Source organism: Psychroserpens sp. S379A (assembly GCF_049800755.1).
Classification (GTDB): domain Bacteria; phylum Bacteroidota; class Bacteroidia; order Flavobacteriales; family Flavobacteriaceae; genus Psychroserpens.
Genome location: NZ_JBNAFQ010000004.1, coordinates 105,617 through 129,209, shown reverse-complemented (window position 1 = coordinate 129,209; position 23,593 = coordinate 105,617). Strand labels below are relative to the sequence as shown.

The following is a 23,593-nucleotide window of genomic DNA, read 5'->3' as shown; positions in this document are numbered from 1 at the left end:
CAGTTACCAACTCAATAAGCATGCAAAGATAAGATATTTTTAATGGATATGACAAAGTGTCAGCGTGTAATTTTCTTTGAAACTAACTATTAATTCGTTTCTTTGAAAGTATAATCTAAATAAATGCGGATACATGTTACTAGCAGAAATTCAATATAAAATTCAAAACGCCAAACAGTTAGACTTTGGTAAAATTTTTAATGAAAGTATTGAGCTTTATAAAAAGGTTTGGTCGCAAGGGTTGGTGATGGTTTTGTTAATGATGGCATTTGTAATAGCATTTGCTTTTGTAATCTATATACCTCTAATGGTTTTTGGTGTGCTTGGAGAAACTAATCCTAGTATGTTGGATGGTGTTGCTCCATTATTACTATTAGTAATTATTTTAATGTATTTGTTGTTCATAGTTACTTTGATGGTTGTTACCTTAGGTATGAAAGCAGCTTTTTTTAGAATCATGTTTCAGCATGATATGAATATTATAGGAAAGGATGATTACTTTTATTTTTTAAAGCGACCTTATTTAGGGAAAACAATAGCATTAGCTTTTGCAAATTTTGGGATTACACTATTAGCTATTCTATTATGTTACCTTCCTGTGTTTTATGTTGTTGTTCCAATGAATCTGTTAGTGGTGATTTATGCTTTTAATCCAGATTTGACAGTTTCTAGTTTAGTGAAGTTGAGTTTTGAACTGGGTAATAAAAAATGGTTTTTGACCTTTGGATTAATGTTTGTCGCTGGTTTTTTAGCTCAAGCCGTCGGAATGTTAATGTGTTTTATTGGCATATTTGCTACAATGTCTTTTGTTAGTGTTCCTTTATATTTTATTTATAAACATGTTGTTGGTTTTGATCAGTCTGAAATTTTTGAGATTGAAGAAAATTCTAAACTTTAACGCAACCATTTACCATTTTATGTATCTAAAAAAAAACTGATGCTATGAAATTATCTAAAATGATTATCGCTTGTATGTGTTTTACGTTATTGTTGATGAATGCACAATGTGATAGTGATGATGATTTAAACGATGATAGTTGTGGTGAATTTGTAATTATAGACAATTCATTTTTTGAATCAGCAGTTTCAGGTGATTATACTTTGGTTGGATATAATTTAGATCAAGATTGTCTAACTATTGAGGTTTCTGCTAGTGGTTGTGACGGAGAGACTTGGAGTATGGTATTGGTCGATTCTGGAAACGTTGCAGAATCTTCGCCAGAGCAACGCTATTTAAAGTTTGTCTTTACTAATAATGAAGCTTGCTTAGCTGTGTTTAATCAATCTCGAAGTTTCAATTTAAGTAATATAAGAGTTGAAGGAAGTAATGAGGTGGTTTTAAATATTGAGGGCTTTCCTGAAAGCATCAACTATGTGTATCCTTAAAATAATTTAGATTTACTTTAATTTTATTCAGATAAACTTCTTGAGTTTTTATAGTTAAACTCACACTTTTTTACGATAAAAGTAAATTGAAATTTTTAAAAATTAGGATGATAAATTTTTTTTCACATACATTTGTAGCCTGAAAAAATCAAATATGTCGAAGAATTTAGTCATTGTAGAGTCACCTGCTAAAGCCAAAACTATTGAGAAGTTTCTTGGAAAAGATTTTAAAGTAGAATCAAGTTTTGGGCATATTGCAGATTTGCCTTCAAAAGAATTGGGAGTTGATGTTGATGGAGATTTTAAGCCTAAATATCAAGTTTCAAAAGACAAAAAAGATGTCGTTAAAAAACTGAAAGACCTTGCCAAAAAAGCTGAAACAGTTTGGTTGGCTAGTGATGAAGATCGAGAAGGAGAAGCTATCGCTTGGCATTTAGCCGAGACTTTAGGTTTAGATAAAGCAAAAACGAAACGTATTGTTTTTCATGAGATTACTAAAACTGCTATTAAAAAAGCAATTGAAAATCCAAGAGGTATTGATTACGACTTAGTTGATGCTCAACAAGCTAGACGTGTATTAGATAGAATAGTAGGTTACGAATTATCTCCTGTGTTATGGAGAAAAGTAAAAGGTGGTTTATCTGCTGGTCGAGTACAATCGGTTTCTGTACGTTTAATTGTAGAACGTGAACGAGAAATCAGTGATTTTCAAGCCGAAGCTTCTTATAGAATAGATGCTGAGTTTTCTAATGAAGACGGACAAACATTCAAGGCTAAACTTCCAAAGAATTTTTCTTCTAAAGAAGAAGCTTATGCATTTTTAGAATCAAATGCTGAAGCGAGTTTTAAAGTTTCAGATTTAGAAAAAAAACCAGCTAAAAAATCACCAGCTGCTCCTTTTACAACATCTACTTTACAGCAAGAAGCGTCTAGAAAGTTAGGATTTTCAGTAAGTAGAACCATGCAAAATGCGCAGCGTTTATATGAAGCAGGTTTGATTACTTATATGAGAACAGATAGTGTTAATTTGTCTGATGAAGCTCGAAAAGGTGCGCAAGCCGAAATTGAAAACGCTTATGGCTCTCAATTTAGTAAACCTAGAAATTATAAAGGAAAATCTAAAGGTGCTCAAGAAGCGCATGAGGCTATACGTCCAACAGATTTTACAAGACATACAATTAATGTTGAAAGAGATCAAGCACGTTTATACGATTTAATTTGGAAACGCGCTATTGCATCTCAAATGAGCGAGGCTTTGTTAGAAAGAACTAATGTAAAAATTAGTGCATCTACTCATAACAATACATTTACAGCTAATGGAGAGGTAATTACTTTTGAAGGGTTTTTAAAAGTATATCTTGAAGGAACTGATGATGAAGATACTGAGCAGGAAGGAATGCTGCCTGCAATGAAAGTTAATGAGACTTTACTAAATAGCTATATAACTGCAACCGAGCGTTTTTCACGTCCACCATATCGATATACAGAAGCTTCTTTAGTTAAGAAGCTGGAAGAATTAGGAATTGGTCGTCCGTCTACTTATGCGCCAACAATTTCTACCATTCAGAATAGAAATTATATTGAAAAAGGTTCTAACGAAGGTGTAGAAAGAGATTACACGCAATTGACACTTCAAAACAGACAAATAAAAGATAAATCACTTACCGAAAAAGTAAATAGTGATAAGGGTAAATTAGTACCAACAGATATTGGTATGATTGTTACTGATTTTTTGGTGAATCATTTTGGAGCAATTTTAGATTATAATTTTACTGCTAAAGTTGAGGCAGATTTTGATGAGATTGCTGAAGGTAAAGAAGACTGGACAAAAATGATGAAGGATTTCTATAAGGACTTTCATCCAAAAGTAGAAGATGTTGCTGCCAATGCCGAAAGAGAATCTGGCGAGCGTATACTCGGAAAAGATCCCAAAACAGGAAAGCAAGTTAGTGTTCGTTTAGGTAAGTTTGGGCCAATGGTTCAAATAGGAACTGTTGATGACGAAGAGAAACCACAATTTGCAAGCTTATCTCCAGATCAGCAGCTAACAACCATTACTTACGAAGAAGCAATGGAGTTGTTTAAGTTGCCTAAGCAATTAGGAACTTATGAAGGTGAAGAAGTTGAAGTTAATAACGGTCGTTTTGGACCTTATGTTAAATTTGGAAAAAAGTTTGTCTCACTTCCAAAAGGAACAAACCCTTTAGACGTTGAAATGGATCAGGCTATTGAATTGATTAAAGAAAAGCAAAAAGCCGATGCTCCTATATATATGTATCAAGACTTGCCTGTTCAAAAAGGAAAAGGACGATTTGGGCCATTTATTAAATGGAACAATATGTTTATTAATGTGAATAAAAAATACGATTGGGATAATTTATCTGAGACAGACATTGTAACTTTGATTGAAGAAAAAATTCAGAAAGAAAAAGATAAATTAATTCATCATTGGGAAGATGAAGGGATTCGTGTTGAAAAAGCACGTTGGGGAAGACACAATGTTATTAAAGGAAAAATAAAAGTTGAGCTTCCTAAAACAGTTGACGTTTCAGACATGACCTTAGAAGAAGCTAAAGCTCATATTGAAACAAAAGCACCTAAGAAAAAATCAGCGGCTAAAAAGAAAACCACAAAGAAAAAAACAACTGCTAAAAAATAAAACCAATGAACTTTAATTTTTTGTCACCTGTTTCAGATGCAGTATTAGCTCATAACGAACTATTGTCTGAACAAGCCTTGGGCAAAAAAATAAAAGTACACTCTTCTCAACAAGGCATTCCAGATTTAGATGGTGTTAGTCTAGCTATTATTGGAGTAAAAGAAAATAGAAATGATGTTAATTATATGGGAGAAGCATTGAACTTCGATGCTATTCGCACATCATTATATGCTCTTTTCCCAGGAAATTGGCATACCTCTATAGCAGATTTAGGAGATATACCAGCAGGTTCATCTGTTGAAGATACTTATTATGCAGTTCGTACTATCATTTCTGTTTTAATAGAAAAAAAAGTTATCCCAATTATTATAGGAGGAAGCCAAGATTTAACCTATGCTAATTATCGTGCTTATGATACCATGGCTCCAATGGTAAATATTGTAAATGTAGATAGTAATTTTGATTTAGGAGATGCTTCAGTAGAAATGAAGAATAATAGTTTCCTTGGAAAAATTATTTTAGAGCAACCTTATAATCTATTTAATTATTCAGCAATAGGATATCAAACGTATTTCAATTCACAAGAAGAAATTGATTTGATGGATAAGCTATATTTTGAAGCTTATAGATTAGGGGAAGTTACTCACAATATTAATATGGTAGAACCTGTAATGCGTGATGCGCATATTGTAAGCATAGATTTGAAATCTGTTAGAGCTGCTGAAGTAGGTGCAAAGCAAAAATTTTCACCTAATGGCTTTAACGGAAAAGAGATTTGTGCCATTTCGCGTTATGCAGGAATTAGTAATAAGGTGTCTTCATTTGGTGTTTATGAATTTAAAACTACAGCAGAGTTAGATGCAACTCCAATGTTAGTATCTCAAATGATATGGTATTTTATCGAAGGTGTTAATTGTAGAATACATGACGATGTTTTTTCTGACGAAGAGAACTATCAAAAGTATAATGTTCTTATTGAAGATGAGGAACTTATATTTTATAAAAGCATAAAAACAGGACGTTGGTGGATTGAAATACCTTTTTTGCCAAATGTTAATAATAAATTAAAAAAGCATACGTTATTACCATGCACACATGAAGATTATGTGGAGGCTAGTCAAGGTAAAATACCAGAAAGATGGTATAAAGCGTATAAAAAGAATGGTTTTTAGTATATTTAGCTTTTTAAAGATTAACGTTTTTTTAATCGATGAAATGTTAATTTAGTAGGATGAAATGCAAAAAAGTTATAAAAAAAATTGTTTTTTACAAAATATATAAATATGTTTACTGCCTTAAAAAAATAAACGTTTTTAAAACACAATAATTACAACTAAATAATTTAACCTCGAGTTTCTATGAATATTAAGAAGTTTGCTTTATTAACCGCTGTTTTAGCTCTATTAGTCAGTTGTGGCTCTGGTGACAGAGGAGAACTGGTTGGAGTTAAAGGAAAGAAATGGCATCCCGAAAAACCTTATGGTATGGCACTTGTTCCAGGTGGAGCATTTATAATGGGAAAATCGGATGATGACCTTGCTGGTGTTCAAGACGCACCAACACGAACTGTTACAGTTAGAGCGTTCTATATGGACGAAACTGAAATCACTAACAGTGAATATCGTGAGTTTGTGTATTGGGTTAGAGATTCAATATTAAGAACCAAACTTGCTATTTTAGCTGATGAAATTGGTGAAACTCCTGGAAATGGAGGTATTGGCGAATTTGCATTTAATGATGCAGATCCAGAAAATATGTCTGTATATGAAAAGTATATGTATGACAATTATAGTGGGCTAGGACCAACAGGTTATGAAGGTAGAAAATTGAATCATGATGTTGATTTAATTTTAGATACTAATGATTATCCTGACGAATACTATGCTGAGGTCATGGATACAATGTACTTGCCAATTGAAGAATCATATAATGGTCAACGTACTTGGGATGTTAAGAAATTTAAATTCCAGTACAAGTACATGGATATACAAAAGGCAGCTAAGAATCGTAATTTAAGACGTAAAGACGTAATTATTACTGAAGAAGTTGAAGTGTATCCAGATACAACAGCTTGGATACGTGATTTCTCTTATTCTTACAACGAGCCAATGCATAATGATTATTTCTGGCATGACGCTTATGGAGATTATCCAGTAGTTGGAGTATCTTGGAAACAAGCCAACGCATTCTGTCAATGGAGAACATTAAAGAAAAATATATACCAAAAAGAAAAAGGAAGACAATTTGTAAATAAATTCAGATTGCCTTCTGAGGCTGAATGGGAATATGCAGCAAGAGGAGGAATTCAAGGAGCTACATATCCTTGGGGTGGACCTTATGCTAAAAATGATAGAGGTTGTTTTATGGCTAACTTTAAACCATTAAGAGGAGATTATGCTGCTGATCAAGCATTATATACTGTTGAAGCAGATGCTTATGAGCCTAATGATTTTGATCTTTATAACATGGCAGGAAATGTTTCAGAGTGGGTTCAAGGATCTTATGAGCCTTCATCATATGAATATTCTGCATCATTCAATCCTACTGTAAATGATCCTAATAACGAACGTAAAGTTGTTCGAGGAGGTTCATGGAAAGATGTAGCTTACTTCTTACAAGTGAGTTCTAGAGATTACGAATATGCAGATTCAGCAAGAAGCTACATTGGATTTAGAACAGTTCAGGATTATATGGGAACTGAGGTCACTAAAAATGCAGCAACCAACTAAAATTATTAATTAACTAAACTAAATATTTAATCTACTTAAGTATTAAACTTAAGACTAAAACTAAAAACAAAATTATGGCACAAAAAGGAAAGGTAACCGTAACTAATATGGTCTATGGACTAGGAGCAGCAATCGTAATCGTTGGAGCTTTATTTAAAATTCAACACTGGCCATTTGGTTCAGAAATTTTAACTCTTGGAATGATCGTAGAAGCATTAGTATTTACATATTCGGCTTTCGAAAGACAACAAGCAGACTTAGATTGGTCATTGGTTTACCCTGAATTAGCTGGAGGAATGTCTTCAGGTAAAAAAAGTAAAAAAGAAGAACCAAAAGATGCTGAAGGTTTACTATCTAAAAAATTAGACAATCTTTTAAAAGATGCTAAAATAGATGGTGAGTTAATGGCTAGTTTAGGAGAAAGCATTAAAAACTTTGAAGGTGCTGCAAAAGGAATTAGTCCTACAGTAGATTCAATGGCTGCTCAAAAGAAATACAGTGAAGAAATGTCTTTAGCTGCTGCTCAAATGGAATCATTAAATAGCCTTTATAAAGTACAAATGGAAAGCGCTAATCGTCAGGCTGCAATTAACGAAGAATCTGTAGCTAATGCTGAGAAACTTAAAGAACAAATGCAATCATTAGCGTCTAACTTATCATCATTAAATGGTGTATACGGTGGAATGCTTTCTGCAATGAACAAAAGCTAATTAGTTTTTTTAATAACTATTCAATAATTTTTAACCCTTAAAAAACTGATTAAAAAATGGCAGGAGGAGGCAAATTATCTGCAAGGCAGAAAATGATTAACTTAATGTACTTAGTATTTATTGCTATGATGGCAATGAATATGTCTAAAGAAGTACTATCCGCTTTTGGATTGATGGAAGCAAAATTTTCAGATGCAAACGTAGTAACTACAGATATGAATGAAAAGTTACTAGCTAATCTTGAAACAAAAGCAGAAGAAAAACCAGCTGAATTTGCTTTAGCAGCAAATAAGGCAAAGGAAATTAGTATAGCTTCAGAAAGTTTTTATAAGTACATCGAAACTTTAAAGAATGATTTATTATCTAAAGGTAAATACCAAATAGATCCTGAAACAGGAAAATTACCTTTTGAAGCAATGGATAAAACAGATATTCTTGATGAAGCTTGGTTTACTGGAGACAGATTAACCAAGAAAGGTCAAGAAGTAATGTCTAAAATTGAAGATTATAAAAGCACAATCAAAGGAATTATTGGTGATGATGTAAAATACAGCAAAGCTGTTGAGAACTTTGAAAAACGTTTTAGTACAGAGCAAGAAAAAAACAAGGATGGTAAAAAAATCGATTGGTTAGATTACCACTTTAAAGGGTTTCCTGCAATTGCATCGTATACAAAGTTAACAGCAATGCAAAATGATGTTAAAGTAACTGAAGCAAATATGTTTAATGTGTTTCTTGGTAATACTTTAGATGAAGCAGTATCTCTTAAAAACTATACAGCTATTGTAATTGCTGATAAATCTGCATTTTTTGCAGGAGAACAATTTCAAGGAAAAGTTGTGTTAGGTAAATATGCAAACGTTACTCCTACAGGATTAAGTGTTGGAGGTTCTGCTGTAGATTTAGAAAACGCAATTGATTCTACTGGAGCTGCACGTTTAGACTTTAATGTAGGTAGTGTAGGTGAACATGAAATTGATGGTAAATTTACTTTCTTAGAAGATGGAAAACCATTAGATATTCCAATTAAAGGAAACTACGTGGTTGTGCCAAGACCAAATTCAGCTACAATCTCTGCAGATAAAATGAATGTAGTGTATCGTGGTGTAGTTAACCCAATGACGATTTCATTTGCTGGTGTTCCTGATAATAAAGTATCTGCTTCAGGTGCTGGATTGAAAAAAGGTTCTGGTATGGGTAAATATACTATGGTGCCAACATCTGGTAGAGAAGTAACAATTAACGTTACTGCAACACTTGACGACGGATCTAAAGTTAGTGATAAAGCTGTATTTAGAATTAAAGATATTCCAAAACCATCTGGACAAATTGCTGGACAAATTGGAACAGCAAAACTACCTAGAAATAATGTTGAAATTGGTCGTATTGAGGCTGTATTAGAAGACTTCGATTTCGATTTACCATTAACAGTTACTGGATTTAAAATGAAAGTAGAAGGTAAGCCTTCTGTAACATGTTCTGGTAATAGACTTAATGGTGCAGCAAAATCAGCTCTTAGAAGTGCAAAACGAGGATCTCAGGTTCAGATTTTTGACATCAAATCAAGAAGTAATGGTCCTGCTATCAAACCAGCATCACCACTAATAATTGAGTTGACTAACTAAATCAACTTATAATACCCAAATTTAAAATTAGAAAAGATGAATTATAAATTCTTATTGTCAATTTTTGTAACTGTAGGTGTCACAGCTAATATCTGTGCACAGGCAAATATTTTGAATGCCAAAACTCCTCAAGAAGTTGGTGTTAAAACTGAAGCACAGTTAGCACTAGATAATGATAAACCATTAGAATATGGCTATGTTGATGATAGAGACATATTGTTTTCTAAGATGACTTGGGAAAAAGTAGTTTTGGATGAACGTGTAAACTTTCCGTTATACTTTCCAGTAGATACAAATAATATTGGAAAAGAAAGACGTTCTTTATATCATACTTTAATTAAAGCTGTTAAAAACGGAACAATTAAAAATGTATATAATGACGAGTATTTTAACGTAAAGCGTACAATGAAAGAAATACAAGATATCACAACTAAAGTAGATACTTTAGATATTGGTTACGATCAATTAAATGCTGATGGTTATGTAGATCCTGAGTATATCACAACAACTAATATTGAAGCTTTTCATATTAGTGCATATTTAATTAAAGGATTGTGGTATTTTGATAAGCGTCATGGTGAATTAAAGTATAGAATTTTAGGCATTGCTCCTGCAGCGCCTGATGTAAACTTTCTAGATTCTGAAGATGAATCTTTAAAAACTCCTAATGCCTTATTTTGGGTGTTTTATCCTGAAGTAAGAGAAATATTACATGAAGCTAAAGCATTTAATCGTAAAAATAGTGCTATGCCATTAACTTTTGACCATTTGTTAAACTCTAGACGTTTTAACGGTTATATGTATAAAGAAGAAAATGTATATGGAGATCGTGAAATTAAAGAATATGTGGCAGATAATGCATTAATGCAACTATTAGAATCTGATCGTATTAAAGATAAGATTCGTAATTTCGAACAAGATATGTGGTCTTACTAAAGAGCATTATATTTTTAGCCATGCAAAAGCGTTCACTTTTTTAGTGAGCGCTTTTGTTTTTAATTTGAGTTGAGCGTATCTTTTTGATGCTTATTATAATTGTGCTCATAATATCTTCTTTACTTTTGTTATAATGAAACATGTAGATTATATTATTGTCGGTAACGGTCTAGCGAGTATCGCTTTTTGTGAGAAGCTTAGGCTTCATGATAAAAGTTTTGTCGTTTTCGATAACCAATCACAGCAATCGTCTAAAGTTGCAGCAGGTTTATACAATCCTGTTGTTTTAAAACGATTTACAAAAGTATGGAAAGCTAAATTTCTTCTTGAATTAGCAATTCCGAAATATAAAACTCTTGAAGACTTACTAAATGTTAAACTTGTTTATAAACGTCCTGTATATAGACGGTTTATATCTATTGAAGAGCAGAATGATTGGTTTACAGCTTCAGATAAGCCTATTCTAGGTGATTTTTTGTCTACAAGTTTAATTAAAAATGAAAACCCTTCAATTGATGCCGAGTTTGGTTTTGGAGAAGTATTACATTCGGGTCGCGTTAATACAACGCAATTAATAGAATCTTACACAGAGTTTCTTAAATTGAATGACCAGTTGATTAACGAATCATTTGAATATGAACAGTTAAAAATTCAAAAGAATATCCTTCAGTATAAAAACCTAAGTTCAACATATATTGTGTTTGCTGAAGGCTTCGGAATAAAAAAGAATCCATTTTTTAATACACTTCCGCTCAACGGAACCAAAGGTGAAATGCTAACCATTAAGGCTCCAAATTTAAAAATGAATTTCATTTTAAAGTCTTCAGTATTTATTGCTCCTTTAGAGAACGATTTATATTGGGTTGGAGCAACTTATGAATGGGAAGATAAAACACATGCGATTACTTCAGAAGGAAAAGAAGAATTGATTCAGAAGTTAAAGAAAATCATCAATTGTGATTTTGAAGTGGTACATCAAGTAGCAGGCATACGACCAACAACAAAAGACCGTAGACCTTTAGTAGGTGCGCATCAAACGCATAAAAACATGTTTGTACTTAATGGTTTAGGCACTAGAGGAGTGATGATGTCTCCTTTTGTGGCTGAGCAATTGTATGATTATATTGAGAACGATACAGCGTTAGATAAGGAAATTGACATCAAACGATGTCAATAAATTATGTTTATTTCTTAACTAACTCTTTATCATAATTCATAAATATATTAATCCATATATTTCTTGAAAGTCGCATAATAATAGGACCACAAAAAATAACAGTTGCAACAATAGCAATAAATGCAGTCATTAAAGAGCTACCTAAAAACAAGTAGCTTATTACAAAAGCTGCAACAGCAAATGCAATTCCTACAGCATAACTAACATACATAGAACCATAAAAAAATGAAGGTTCAATTCGGTAACGTGTATGACAGTGCGAACATTTTTCGTTAATTTTTAAAACATCACTTAAAACATAAGGGTTTTTAGTTTCGTACATAGATTCTTGATGACATTTTGGACAAGCTCCTGTGAAAATGCTATATATTTTTGTGCCTTTTAGCATGATATAAAATTGATTACTTTTGCGTTTCGTATTGTAATACAAAAATACGGTTTATTAATAGTTTTATTGTAACAAAAGTCACAAATGCTCAATATCCATAACCTTTCTATTTCATTTCAAGGCGAATACCTATTTGAAGATATTACCTTTAAACTTAGTCCTGGAGATCGTATAGGATTAATTGGTAAAAATGGCGCTGGTAAATCGACAATGCTCAAGATTTTATCAAAAGAATTAGAACCAGATTCTGGGCAAATTGCAGCAGATAAAAACTTAAGTATAGGCTTTTTAAAGCAGGATATTGATTTTGTCTTCGGAAGAACGGTTTTAGAAGAATCGTATGAAGCTTTTAAAGAAATAAAAGCACTCGAAGCTAAAATGGAGCATGTCAATACACAATTGGCAGAACGCACTGATTATGAAAGTGAGAGTTATAATCAATTAATGATAGATTTGAATGAAGTTCAGCATGCTTACGAGATCATTGGAGGTTATAATTATCAAGGTGAAACCGAAAAAATATTACAAGGACTTGGCTTTAAACGAGACGATTTTAATAAACTAACCGATACCTTTTCTGGTGGCTGGAGAATGCGTATCGAGTTAGCGAAGCTACTTCTTCAAAACCATGATATTCTATTGCTAGATGAGCCAACAAACCATTTAGATATAGAATCGATTATTTGGTTAGAAGGTTTTTTAAAAAACTATTCAGGAGCAGTTGTAATTGTGTCACACGATAAAATGTTTTTAGATCATGTAACCAATCGTACAATTGAAATTTCTTTAGGTAGAATATACGATTACCCAAAACCATATTCTAAGTTTTTGGTATTGCGTCAAGAGATTAAAACACAGCAATTAGCCTCTCAAAAAAATCAGCAAAAACAGATTGAACAAACTGAAAAATTAATTGAAAAGTTTAGAGCTAAAGCAAGCAAAGCTTCAATGGCTCAATCACTTATAAAAAAGTTAGATAAAATTGATCGTATTGAGGTTGATGAAGATGATAATAGTGTCATGACCTTAAACTTTCCAGTATCTGTCACACCAGGAAAAGTTGTGGTTGAAGCCGAAGGAATATCCAAACGTTATGATGACAATCAGGTTTTAACAGATGTGAATCTAATGATAGAACGTGACAGTAAAACTGCTTTTGTTGGTCAAAACGGACAAGGAAAATCGACACTAGCAAAAATTATTGTTGGTGAAATTAAACATAAAGGCCATTTAAAGTTAGGACACAACGTACAGATAGGATATTTTGCTCAAAATCAAGCAGAGTATTTAGATGGAAGTAAAACCGTTTTAGATACCATGATTGATGCAGCAAATGAATCTAATAGAAGTAAAGTTCGTGATATTTTGGGATCTTTTTTATTTAGAGGAGATGAAGTTGAAAAATATGTAAGAGTACTCTCTGGAGGCGAAAGAAACCGATTGGCTTTAGCAAAATTAATGCTGCAACCTATCAATGTGCTCATTATGGATGAGCCAACCAATCATCTAGATATCAAATCTAAAAACGTTCTTAAAGAAGCGCTTAAAAAGTACGAAGGTACTTTGGTTTTAGTCTCACACGATAGAGATTTTTTACAAGGTTTGACTAATAAAGTATATGAGTTTAAAGACCAAAAAATTAAGGAGTATTTAGGTGATATAGATTTTTATTTAGAACAGCGAAATGTTGAAAACTTGCGTGAAGTTGAAAAGCGTACAGTAGTTAAAGAAACACCAAAAGCGACTAATAAACAATCTTATGAAGATCAGAAAAAAGTCAAATCGCTAAACAATAAATTAAGCAATATAGAATCTAAAATAAGTCATCTAGAAAAAGAGATAAAAGCTGACGATGTAGATCTGGCAACCAATTATGATGCAACTGTCTCTGATGCTACTTTTTTTGATCGTTATCAAGCCAAAAAAGAAAAGTTAAAGCAGTTGATGTCTGATTGGGAAGCGATACAATTAGACTTAGAGGCATTCTCATAATTCATTAAAAAAATATCATGATAGAGCATTTTTTTCAGTGTCCATATTGCTGGGAAACGATATCAATGCTCGTTGATATTTCGCAATCCCATCAGTCATATATTGAAGATTGCGAAGTGTGTTGTAATCCTATACAGTTGATTGTCAACACAGAAAACAATGAGGTTTTAAATTTTGAAGCTCAAAACATTGAACAATAGCTTGTTTTTAAACATCTGATAATCAGTTTTTTATAAAATTTTCGATGAACAACTATGCATTTCGTCGAAAAAAATTGGTAGATAATCGATATTCTTCTATTTTCGTTATAGTAAATGTGCTCCCTCACAAAAATCTACTAATATGAAAACCGCTAAAATTACAATGTTATTGTGCCTAGTAACGATATTTTCGTTTGCTAGTATCACTACAAAAGAAAAAGAAGCACTTCTAGCTTTTCACAGTTCAACAAATGGTACATCGTGGCATACAACTTGGGATTTAGAAAGTCCAGTTTCTAGTTGGTATGGTGTTACTGTTGAAGGTGAAAATGTAGTAGCTCTTAATTTAGAGTTTAATAATCTTGAAGGTCAACTTCCTGAAGCAATAGGAGATTTAGTTAACCTTAAAGAACTCAACTTATTTCGAAATAATATTTCAGGAGCAATTCCAAATTCAATAGGAAACCTAAAAGCTCTTGAAGTAATGAATGTTGCTTTTAATAAGCTTGATAAGGCATTACCAAATACTATTGGTGATTTATCTTCATTACAATCATTACAATTGTTTATGAACAATATTGAAGGATCAATTCCAGAATCGATTGGTCAACTATCTCAATTAGAATCTTTAGAATTGTATAGTAATAACCTTTCTGGTGTATTGCCTAGTTCATTAGGGAATTTAGCTAAGCTTAAGAAATTATTAGTGAGTAGTAATAACCTAACAGGTAAATTACCTAAAAGTATTGGTAATTTAACAGATTTGAAAGCATTAAGTGTTTTTGATAATACCTTATTAGGAATCGTACCAAATGCAATTTCTAATCTTGTAAATTTAGAAGAATTGGTATTAGCTGACAACGCATTTTTTGGTAATCTGCCTACAGATATGGCAAATTTATCTAACTTAAAAATACTAATGATAGGTAATAATGACTTTAAAGGAGATTTAGCACAGTTAAAAACGCAGCTTCCAAACATAGAGCAATTTGATTATGTAAATAATAAGGATGCAGGAGTTTATGCTACATTAGATACCGAAGACGACGACGATTAATATATTTTATAGTTTTAATTTTGAATAGCTCTTAGTTAAATTTAATTAAGAGTTATTTTTTTGTATTTATTTTATTGTAGAAATCAAAAAGCGTTGTATATTTGCAGTCCGAAATGGTTGAGTCGGCATTATGAACCGAAAGTTAAAAGCTAAGAGAATCATTTTATTTAAATCGCGGGATAGAGCAGTAGGTAGCTCGTCGGGCTCATAACCCGAAGGTCACTGGTTCGAGTCCAGTTCCCGCTACTAAGTAAAGAGTTAACAGCAATGTTAGCTCTTTTTTGTTTAATAATTTCTTGTAATACAATGTTTTAATAAAAATCTACTTTTTAAGCATTGTATAATACTATCAAATAAAAGGCATACAAAAAGGTAACCATTCTCAAAAAAAAGGTAACCATTGTATTTCATCTTCCTTTATTCTTTAAAACCTAGTTAAAATATGGAATTATTAAAGCTAACTATACGCTTTATTATTGCCAAGAACAAAACCAGAACAGATGATAAAGCACCATTATTTTGTAGGTTGACTTTTAATAAAAAAAGGAAGCAATTTGCAACTGGTCTTTTTGTCAGTTCTAAATCTTGGGACAGTAAAAAACAAATTGTTAAACCATCAGAGGAAGAATACAACTACATTAATACCCAGCTTACTTTAATTAAACAGAAACTGCAACAGGCTTCTTTACTATTACAAGTTAAAGAAGATGTATTTGATGTTGAGGATATTTATTTAAAGTATAAGGGAGAAAATATAAACAAGGAAAAAACTTTAATGGAAGTATTTAAGACCCACAATGAGGACATGTCTAAACTCATTGGGAAGGAATATACCAAATCAACCTATTATAAGTTTAAAGAAGCTAAAAATCATCTGTCTAACTTTTTGAAATTTAAATATAAGCGTAATGATATTTTGTTATCTAAGATTACATTAAAGTTTCTGGATGATTTTGATTTCTATTTAAAGTCAGAATTAGGACATAAACAGATTACCATAAATAAGTCTATACAGAGATTACGTAAAATAATAAAGTTAGCTCTAGCTGAAGGGTATCTACAAAAAGACCCTTTTATTCTTTATAAACCTAAAAGATATAAAGTTGAAGTAGTATATCTCAGTTCTGATGAATTAGAAAAGCTAGAGAAACATGATTTTTCCTATAATTTAAGATTGGAAAGGATTAGAGATTGTTTCGTGTTTTGCTGTTATACAGGCTTAGCATATGCTGAAATGAAAGCATTAAGTGAAGAACATATAATTGAAGGATTTGATGGAAACAAATGGATTAAAATGTTTAGAAAAAAGACAGGGAGTCCAGTTAATATTCCTCTTTTACCTAAAGCAATTTCAATTCTTGAGAAGTACTATCATGAAGATAGATTACTACCTGTTGTCACCAATCAAAAATTTAATTCCTACTTAAAGGAAATAGGAGTGATATTAGGCTTTAAAAAGAAATTGACACATCACATTGCCAGAAAAACATTTGCAACTACTGTATTGCTTTATAATGATGTGCCAATGGAAATTGTGAGTGAGCTTTTAGGTCATTCTAAAATGACAATTACTCAAAGACATTATGGTAAAGTGGTCCAACAGAAAATTAGCCAAGAAATTAATAGTCTTAAAAGAAAATTGAAAGAGTAGTGTTAAGCTACTCTTTCCCATTTCTCTACTTTTAGTTCTGGTGCAAATCCAACTGCATTTTCTAAAACGTGTTTCATTTCCTTTTCAATTACATCCTGATACTCAGGAACTGTTATTATTGAATCATGCAAAGTGAACATTGGAATATCTGGATTTATTTGGTTTATATTTTTGCAGATAGTATGTAGTATAAGATTAGCTTCAAATCTTTGTAACATACACGATAATGCCCTATGCTTTCCTTTAGCAGACTTAACAGTCCTAAAAACTTCATATACTTCTGGATATGTGGATTTAAAAAGTTGAACCTCTTTTATGTGTTTTGCTTTTTCATTAGGACTAAACAATGCACTGAAAGTAGCATCTTTAACAATTCTTCTATTATTGTCTATTGAGGCATCAATACCTATTAACTTACCAAATTCTTCATAGAACCTACCTGTTTTTACAGAATTGATAAACTTTATTACGTTTTCTGCATTCTCAACCTTTTGAATCAGTTTTGCTAACATAATAGGGTTTTGGGTAGAGGATAGTAAGTTGGGGTTGTATAGTTGGATAAGGTGTAAGATGTTATTTTTTTCATATTTTTCATAGTTTAATAAAACAGAAGCTAAATATGGTTGAGAATTAACAATATCAATAGAGACCAATGGTTGGTTATCATATGTTATGAACTGTCTTAAATCACTTTTTAATTGTGTTAGGACAGAATGCAATCTACCAGCAGTTGTGTCTAGTTTAGGACTGAAATTTCCTTTGTGAAATAAAACTAAAGGTCTGAGTCTTGAATTAAATCTTTGCATAGCATGGTAATTCCAATAATCAAATGAGTCATCATTTAAGCTAGATTCTTTAATGTATAAATCTAAAAGATATTGTTTTGCGGCAACGAAATCAATTTTTAGTTTGCTGTCAGATAGCCATTTTGTTAGGAAGGATATATCTAACTCTGAACCGTCAATTATTGGTTTACTAAAATCAACCTCATAACGTTTTAAAATCTTTTTGATTAATCTTTGATGAGTGATAATAGTTTGCTTAGCTTCAACACAATACTCAGTTGTATAGGCAAATCCTCTTGACTTTATGCCAACAATATATTGACTATCCTCAAAGAGAATTTTATTGTTAATTAAATAGTCAAAGTGTTCTCTATAGTTTCGGATTCTTCTTTGAATTAAACCAGAATGAAATCGAGAAAATATGTCGCTATTTTCAGGGTTAAACAGTTTATAAACATAATCAAGCAAGAGCTTGAAATTATCCTTATGGAATTTAAAACTAGGTGGGTTTTCCTGTAGCAATTTATCTAAATCTAAGTTGCTAGGAATAAAAGCCGTTAAACTTTTAGGTACTTCATTGACCTGAGATACCCTATCAGGATTTGTTCTGGGTTCACTTCCAAGGTGGTTCTCCTTGGTGGTATCAAGTGTTGAGTTAAAAGTCAACATGACCCTCTCATATTCAGAGAGGCTAACTTGATGTTAGGCGGGAATAAGATTTTTAGGCAGAACCACCAACATTCCTAAAAATGTATTCCTCACTTCATGTCTTTCGACAAAAGCAAAGATACAAAAAAACTAAATATTTCACATAGTATTTCTTTAAAAAATAACAATGTATTTGTTTGAAATACAGAGTGTTAAATAGTAAATAAAATTCTAAATAAAAATAAATATTAATCTTAAAAAATTTAAATAATGGAACTTAAACAAAGTAAACGAAGTAATGTAAAGTTAAGAATTGGTATTTCTGGAGCATCAGGTTTTGGAAAGACATATTCAGCATTACAATTAGCTTATGGAATGACTAAAGATTGGTCAAAAATTGCTGTGATTGATACTGAAAATTCATCAGCTTCTCTTTATTCTGATTTAGGGAATTTTAATGTTTTAGACTTATCAGCACCCTATTCACCGCATAGGTATATTGAAGCAATATCAATATGTGAAAAAGCTGGAATTTCTGTATGTATAATAGATTCAGTGAGCCATGAGTGGTCTGGAACAGGTGGGTGTCTTCAGATTCATGAACAATTAGGAGGTAGATTTCAAGATTGGGCTAAGGTAACACCACAACATCAGGCATTTATTGATAAAATACTTCAATCTTCCTGTCATATCATTACAACAACAAGAAGAAAAATTGACTATTCTATGGATATTGGAAGTAATGGTAGAGCTAAAGTCGTAAAACATGGAACAAAAGAAATCACTAGAGAGGGCTTTGAGTATGAGCTGACCATTAACTTTGAAATAATCAATGAAAATCATTTGTCTAAGGCATCAAAAGATAGAACAGGATTATTTATGAACAAGCCTGAGTTTGTAATTAATTCTGCCATAGGTAAAAAGTTAATTGAATGGAGTGGAGAATCACACTCTAAGGAAGACATCTTAAATCATATTAATGAATGTTTATCTGTAAGTGAACTTATGAAGTTGTATAAGGATAATCCAGGATTTCAAAAAACTCTTAATGCAGATTTCATTAAGAAAAAAGAACAATTAGAAAATTTAGTTAAACAACCAAAACACAGTCAAAATGGAACTTATAACAGTAACCCAAAACAATAATATTTCCTCTTTACCTGATAGTACAAAACAATCTTCTCAAGATTACCATACACTATCAGAAAAGAGAAAATTTAAACAGAACCCATTTATAGAGGCTAACACAAAAAACGTTAGTCTTTCTTGTTTAAAAGAAGAGTGCATTATCCCAGTATTTGCCAAGGATAATGAAAGAACCATAGCACATCAAGAGTTCATAGAAATAACTCAAGACTGTGTTAGTAGAGTTTTTAATAATCAGCAGATTGATAAGCCAGAGATAAGGGTAAGTCATCAAATTAAGGGCAGAACTAGTGATGCTATACACAAGTCAGCCAATGAATTATTAGATACTGAAGTTACTCAGTACTTTGAGAGGATGGCTTTTATGGTGAGAATACCATCAATAACAGAAACCATTAACGGTAATCCTTTATCCTTGATGGTAGGTGGTGTTAGAGCATACAATCATGAAAACCTTTACAGTAAGAAAACATATGAAAAATTCAAATTCTTTATTGGATTCCAAAACATGGTATGCTGTAATATGTGTATATCATCTGATGGCTTTGTGTCAGAAATGAGAGTAGGTGGGTATGATGAGCTTCAAGCTAAAATAATGGAAACCATACAAGGTTATGAAGCAGAAAGTCATTTAAAAGCAATGAGAGAACTGACACAACAGAGTATTACTGAACATCAATTTGCACAGTTAATTGGTAAAGCAAGATTGTATAATTATCTGCCTAAAGAACAGAGAAAGGAATTACCACAAATGGACTTTGCAGATAGGCAAATGAATACTATTGCAAAAGACTATTATGAGGATAAGAGTTTTTGTAAAGATGAAAATGGAAACATTAATTTATGGAATGTTTATAACCTTTTCACATCAGCAAATAAGAGTTCTTATATAGATGCTTTTCTGGATAGAACTGTCAATGCTTTTGATTTTACAAATGGATTGGCACAAACTCTCAATGGGGATTCCAAGTATTCTTGGTTTGTGAATTGAGTTGATAGATGCCCAATTTCTTTAATTAGAGGTTGGGCTATTGTTTACTTAAATATTAATCGAGTAGGGGTTTAATGGCAAACCAATAAGCCAAAATCCCCCAAATTATAAGACTTAGAAGCCTAGATTTCCAATCATGGAAATCATAAGATAATTTTTTATCCTTATTCTGAGAAGGTGAAAAGAATGAAAGAAACTGATTAAAGAAAAGTATAACTAATAGCTTACCCCAGAAATTAGTTTTGGTAAGATAATCATATAAAAAAGTTTCATCTAACCTTAATATTCCGTAGAAAAAATGGGCTAGTACAATGAGTAAGATTATTATCAAATATCCTATTTGGATTTTTGAATATACTTTTTGAGTTTTAGCCTCTTTTTTCTTTTTTTCAATTTTCTTTTTTACTGAAGGAATATAAGTAAGATTCAGATTAACTATATTTTTTGCATTCAAAACAAAAATATCACCAGGGACTTTTAATCTGTTTCTTGATTGAGTAGGGTTTTTGTCCTTCTTAGGTTTTACTTCTTTACCTTTATCGTCATAAACCTTATCCTTTTTTTTGTACCTATGAGTATCTATTAAATAGATTTTATCTAATTGAGAAATATCATCACTTTTTAAATCATAATCAACAACATAACCAGTGTATAATTCTTTTCTGTCATTTTGGTCACTTACAGATACCAAAATATCAGCATAAGTCATCAGTGTATCTTGTTCTTTTCCTTTATTGTTTTTGAAAGAAACTAGATGGGCTTCTTGAAATTTCTTCATATTTAAAACCTCACCACTAAATATATAATACCATTGATTTTTAAATCTAAAAAGTTTAAATTTCTTATCCCACTTTCTTACTCTAATTATTCTACTCGAAATCCATCCTAAAAAAGAAGCTAAGGCGAAAACAAATATTGAATACAGAAAGAAAGTAATAATATGATTGTTTATGAAGTTCTTTGTTGCTTCTTGAGTACCATTAGAACCATCAGAAGTAATGTCTCTAAATATTGTAAATACATCTAAAAAACTTGAATCGAAACCAAGTGATAGATTATAAATAATAAAGGAAATTAATTGAACTACAATGCCAGGGATTATACCTAAGAAAATAGAATGTAAAACAGGGTCTTTAGTATTAAATTGTTTAGAAAATTCCCCATAAAAAAAGAATCTTCTAAAGAGGATTCCAGGAATTATTATTGAAATAAAAAAGGCTATGAAACCTAATGTAAGATTCATAGCATTTTATTATAAAATTGATTCTAATTTTCTTTCATTCCATTCACCTGTCTCATGGTAATCATCAACAGCTTCTCTAAGTTTATCAGCTGTTTCAGGATTTTTGATTGCCTTAAGAGCATCATCAGAAATTACATTAGTTTCAGTATCAGAGTCTAGTGATTTATATGCATGGTAAACAATAGCAAATAGAGAAAGAACTCCAAGTAGTCCTAAAATATTATCTAAGGTGCTTTTATTATTTTCCATAGGTTCAACTAGTTTGAATTGCGAAATTATTTAATAATATAACGAAAAAAAAATGTTTTAGTACATATTTATGATTAAAACAATAATTATACCTTTTCGTATTATTTATATTTATTTCTCTTTTTAATTTTTAATCAATATTTCATTTTATTTGGAATCACACCTCTAACACCACCTTCTGGGTGCTTTAAATCACCTTTATATCTTGGGATAATATGACAATGGAAATGAAAAATGGTTTGTCCAGCAGGTTTACCACAGTTCATTCCAATATTATAACCATCTGGTGAGTGTTCAGTTTCGATTAGTTTTTTAGCTTCATCTATTACATCAGGTAATTGTTGTTTAGCTTCTTTAGAAAGGTTAAAATAGTCTTCTATTAATTCATTGGATATAATCAATAGATGTCCTGGTGAAACAGGATATGAGTCTTTGATTATAAAGAAATGACTATTCTTATAAAGTTTTTTATTCTCTGCTATTTTTAAGAAGTTTTTCATGTCTTTAAATACTGAAATCCATTATTATGAGCAATAGTTAGCATTGGTTGTATATGTTCAACAAACTTTGACTTATCAAAAGACATTTCTGGGAAAATTGTAAGGTAATCTTGTAGAAACTTATTCTTTGGACTTATCTTTTTTATTATTTCAAAGCCTTCTTTCTGTAAGTAGTAAAAATCATCAAAGTACTTTTCAAATGGTGGCAGTTTGTCACTTTTTTTAGAATTGAATTGACTATCAGCAGGAATAAGATTCCACATTAAATCATGTGCTACAAACTGGTGTGGTAAAAAATGCTCAATAATGTAATCACCAACAACTAATTTTTCATTTGTGTAGATACAATTAATATAGCCAAGTTCATTTAAAACAATATCCCAAAACTTCTGTTTATGCTTATTCAAACTTCCCCTAATAATTGGTCTATGGATTTTGTTTGGTATATCAGGAACATTAGGATTTCTACTTTGCAGAAAAAGAGCTAGATTCCAAAAGCTGAATGATTTCAAAATACCAAGGTTGTTTTTGAAATAGTTAAACCATTTGTTATTAATTACAATATGTTCCTTATGCAATTGGTAAGGTGCATTTATATTGTTGTCTAGGGATTGCTCATATACTTTTGCTCTTGAACCACTACCTAACCATGGACTTAAAAATTTATGTGGTACATTATTGTCAAAATGAAGTAACAGTTTAATTGTCTCTGGATTTTTTGACTTAATTAACCTATTTAGAATAACACTTTGTTTGTCATCAATACTTAGATTTTCTAAGTCTTTGACATTAAAAATAGCTTGTTGTATTAAATCCTGTTTCCCGAATGAAATATGGAAGTAATTCACAGTGTACCATGACAAAGAAAGCATTCTAGCAAATATTTCCTTCTTATTGATAGTTGATTTTCCTTCTTCTATAGATTCTAAAATTCCCCAAAACCAATAAAATTTATAGGTAGCACTGGTGTTTCTGAATACAGAAGCTAATTTTGATATTGGTATTTCTAAACTGAAAGGAAGTTGCATTAAGCTAACGAATTGAATTTAAAAACTTCTCACAAACTTTCTTATCAAAGAACAGCTCAAATTCATCATATTCTTCTTTCACAGAAACTTGGTTTTCATTTTGAAAATCCCAAAAATTTAAGCCCTTTATTACAGTTACAATATTGCTCAGCATTGTATTAACTTTATTGTCATTTGACTTTTCATAAAAGGATAATTTATAACAGTAGTTCTTGATTACACCTATATCATCTTTCTCTAAAACAATATATTTCTCAAGATGATTTATTAATTCTTTTACAAAAAGTTTTTGCAACTCATTCAGGTCTTCTCTTTTAAGGTCAAACAAGGTAACATAAAAATAAGTTTGGTGGTGTATAAATGTAACACAACTACAATTATCAGCTTTAAACCTTTGAGCTGTCCATAAATACTTAGACTCTATTTCTTTTTCAGGTAAAGGTTCAATCTTATAATAATTTTGAAAAGCCTTAAAGCAATGTATGTTTATCAT

22 protein-coding genes and 1 tRNA gene are annotated in these 23,593 nt (G+C 31.3%); 16 read left to right on the top strand and 7 right to left on the bottom strand.

Features of this window, described 5'->3' with window-relative positions:
* The first annotated feature begins 133 nt into the window (after positions 1–133).
* The 9 genes from ACP15M_RS11275 to ACP15M_RS11235 all read left to right on the top strand — a co-directional run bounded on the left by ACP15M_RS11275 (position 134) and on the right by ACP15M_RS11235 (position 11,222).
* Positions 134–898 carry a hypothetical protein gene (locus ACP15M_RS11275; protein WP_425077313.1) on the top strand — a complete coding sequence of 255 codons (765 nt, stop codon included), beginning with the start codon at positions 134–136 and terminating at the stop codon, positions 896–898.
* Between the two features lie 44 nt (positions 899–942).
* Complete coding sequence (locus ACP15M_RS11270) at positions 943–1,386, top strand: hypothetical protein (protein WP_425077312.1); 444 nt, start codon at positions 943–945, stop codon at positions 1,384–1,386.
* Positions 1,387–1,540: 154 nt separating this feature from the next.
* A complete protein-coding gene (gene topA / locus ACP15M_RS11265) occupies positions 1,541–4,045 on the top strand; it encodes a type I DNA topoisomerase (protein ID WP_425077311.1) in 2,505 nt (834 codons plus the stop codon).
* Positions 4,046–4,050: 5 nt separating this feature from the next.
* Complete coding sequence (locus ACP15M_RS11260) at positions 4,051–5,217, top strand: formimidoylglutamase (RefSeq protein WP_425077310.1); 1,167 nt, start codon at positions 4,051–4,053, stop codon at positions 5,215–5,217.
* Positions 5,218–5,403: 186 nt separating this feature from the next.
* Entirely contained in the window at positions 5,404–6,774 is a 1,371-nt protein-coding gene (gene gldK / locus ACP15M_RS11255) for a gliding motility lipoprotein GldK (protein WP_425077309.1), read from the top strand.
* A 74-nt stretch (positions 6,775–6,848) separates the two neighbouring features.
* Positions 6,849–7,484: a gliding motility protein GldL gene (gldL, locus tag ACP15M_RS11250; RefSeq protein ID WP_425077308.1), complete on the top strand. Its 636-nt coding sequence runs from the start codon at positions 6,849–6,851 to the stop codon at positions 7,482–7,484.
* 56 nt (positions 7,485–7,540) lie between these two features.
* Positions 7,541–9,109, top strand: a complete 1,569-nt coding sequence (gene gldM / locus ACP15M_RS11245) for a gliding motility protein GldM (RefSeq protein WP_425077307.1) — start codon at positions 7,541–7,543, stop codon at positions 9,107–9,109.
* 36 nt (positions 9,110–9,145) lie between these two features.
* Positions 9,146–10,045 carry a gliding motility protein GldN gene (gene gldN / locus ACP15M_RS11240; protein WP_425077306.1) on the top strand — a complete coding sequence of 300 codons (900 nt, stop codon included), beginning with the start codon at positions 9,146–9,148 and terminating at the stop codon, positions 10,043–10,045.
* Positions 10,046–10,178: 133 nt separating this feature from the next.
* A complete protein-coding gene (locus ACP15M_RS11235) occupies positions 10,179–11,222 on the top strand; it encodes an NAD(P)/FAD-dependent oxidoreductase (RefSeq protein WP_425077305.1) in 1,044 nt (347 codons plus the stop codon).
* Between the two features lie 7 nt (positions 11,223–11,229).
* Here the strand turns inward: ACP15M_RS11235 and ACP15M_RS11230 are convergent, their stop codons facing one another.
* A complete protein-coding gene (locus ACP15M_RS11230; RefSeq protein ID WP_425077425.1) occupies positions 11,230–11,613 on the bottom strand; it encodes a DUF983 domain-containing protein in 384 nt (127 codons plus the stop codon).
* 81 nt (positions 11,614–11,694) lie between these two features.
* On the opposite strand from ACP15M_RS11230, the gene ACP15M_RS11225 reads away from it, so the two are divergent.
* The 5 genes from ACP15M_RS11225 to ACP15M_RS11205 all read left to right on the top strand — a co-directional run bounded on the left by ACP15M_RS11225 (position 11,695) and on the right by ACP15M_RS11205 (position 16,510).
* Entirely contained in the window at positions 11,695–13,602 is a 1,908-nt protein-coding gene (locus ACP15M_RS11225; RefSeq protein ID WP_425077304.1) for an ABC-F family ATP-binding cassette domain-containing protein, read from the top strand.
* Between the two features lie 17 nt (positions 13,603–13,619).
* On the top strand, positions 13,620–13,802 hold the full coding sequence (locus tag ACP15M_RS11220; protein WP_425077303.1) for a CPXCG motif-containing cysteine-rich protein: 183 nt from the start codon (positions 13,620–13,622) through the stop codon (positions 13,800–13,802).
* 142 nt (positions 13,803–13,944) lie between these two features.
* Positions 13,945–14,859, top strand: coding sequence for a leucine-rich repeat domain-containing protein (locus ACP15M_RS11215; RefSeq protein WP_425077302.1), 915 nt, complete (start codon positions 13,945–13,947; stop codon positions 14,857–14,859).
* A gap of 173 nt (positions 14,860–15,032) precedes the next feature.
* Positions 15,033–15,105: transfer RNA gene (locus tag ACP15M_RS11210), tRNA-Met, on the top strand.
* Positions 15,106–15,301: 196 nt separating this feature from the next.
* Positions 15,302–16,510 (top strand): site-specific integrase, encoded by a 1,209-nt coding sequence (locus tag ACP15M_RS11205; protein WP_425077301.1) that lies wholly within the window; start codon positions 15,302–15,304, stop codon positions 16,508–16,510.
* Between the two features lie 2 nt (positions 16,511–16,512).
* On the opposite strand, the gene ACP15M_RS11200 is transcribed toward ACP15M_RS11205, so the two are convergent.
* Positions 16,513–17,964, bottom strand: a complete 1,452-nt coding sequence (locus tag ACP15M_RS11200; RefSeq protein WP_425077300.1) for a hypothetical protein — start codon at positions 17,962–17,964, stop codon at positions 16,513–16,515.
* A 249-nt stretch (positions 17,965–18,213) separates the two neighbouring features.
* Here ACP15M_RS11200 and ACP15M_RS11195 point away from each other — a divergent pair, with 249 nt between their 5' ends.
* Both ACP15M_RS11195 and ACP15M_RS11190 read left to right on the top strand, forming a co-directional pair.
* Positions 18,214–19,089, top strand: coding sequence for an AAA family ATPase (locus tag ACP15M_RS11195; RefSeq protein ID WP_425077299.1), 876 nt, complete (start codon positions 18,214–18,216; stop codon positions 19,087–19,089).
* Positions 19,058–20,080 (top strand): DUF3871 family protein, encoded by a 1,023-nt coding sequence (locus tag ACP15M_RS11190; RefSeq protein ID WP_425077298.1) that lies wholly within the window; start codon positions 19,058–19,060, stop codon positions 20,078–20,080. Before ACP15M_RS11195 ends, ACP15M_RS11190 begins: the two co-directional genes overlap by 32 nt.
* 55 nt (positions 20,081–20,135) lie before the next feature.
* Here the strand turns inward: ACP15M_RS11190 and ACP15M_RS11185 are convergent, their stop codons facing one another.
* From ACP15M_RS11185 to ACP15M_RS11165, 5 genes are all read right to left on the bottom strand, one after another.
* Positions 20,136–21,323 carry a hypothetical protein gene (locus ACP15M_RS11185; RefSeq protein ID WP_425077297.1) on the bottom strand — a complete coding sequence of 396 codons (1,188 nt, stop codon included), beginning with the start codon at positions 21,321–21,323 and terminating at the stop codon, positions 20,136–20,138.
* Positions 21,324–21,332: 9 nt separating this feature from the next.
* Positions 21,333–21,572 carry a hypothetical protein gene (locus ACP15M_RS11180; RefSeq protein WP_425077296.1) on the bottom strand — a complete coding sequence of 80 codons (240 nt, stop codon included), beginning with the start codon at positions 21,570–21,572 and terminating at the stop codon, positions 21,333–21,335.
* A gap of 134 nt (positions 21,573–21,706) precedes the next feature.
* On the bottom strand, positions 21,707–22,072 hold the full coding sequence (locus ACP15M_RS11175; protein ID WP_425077295.1) for an HIT family protein: 366 nt from the start codon (positions 22,070–22,072) through the stop codon (positions 21,707–21,709).
* Positions 22,069–23,100: an HNH endonuclease domain-containing protein gene (locus ACP15M_RS11170; RefSeq protein WP_425077294.1), complete on the bottom strand. Its 1,032-nt coding sequence runs from the start codon at positions 23,098–23,100 to the stop codon at positions 22,069–22,071. Before ACP15M_RS11170 ends, ACP15M_RS11175 begins: the two co-directional genes overlap by 4 nt.
* Positions 23,101–23,104: 4 nt before the next feature.
* A complete protein-coding gene (locus tag ACP15M_RS11165; protein ID WP_425077293.1) occupies positions 23,105–23,593 on the bottom strand; it encodes a DUF6933 domain-containing protein in 489 nt (162 codons plus the stop codon).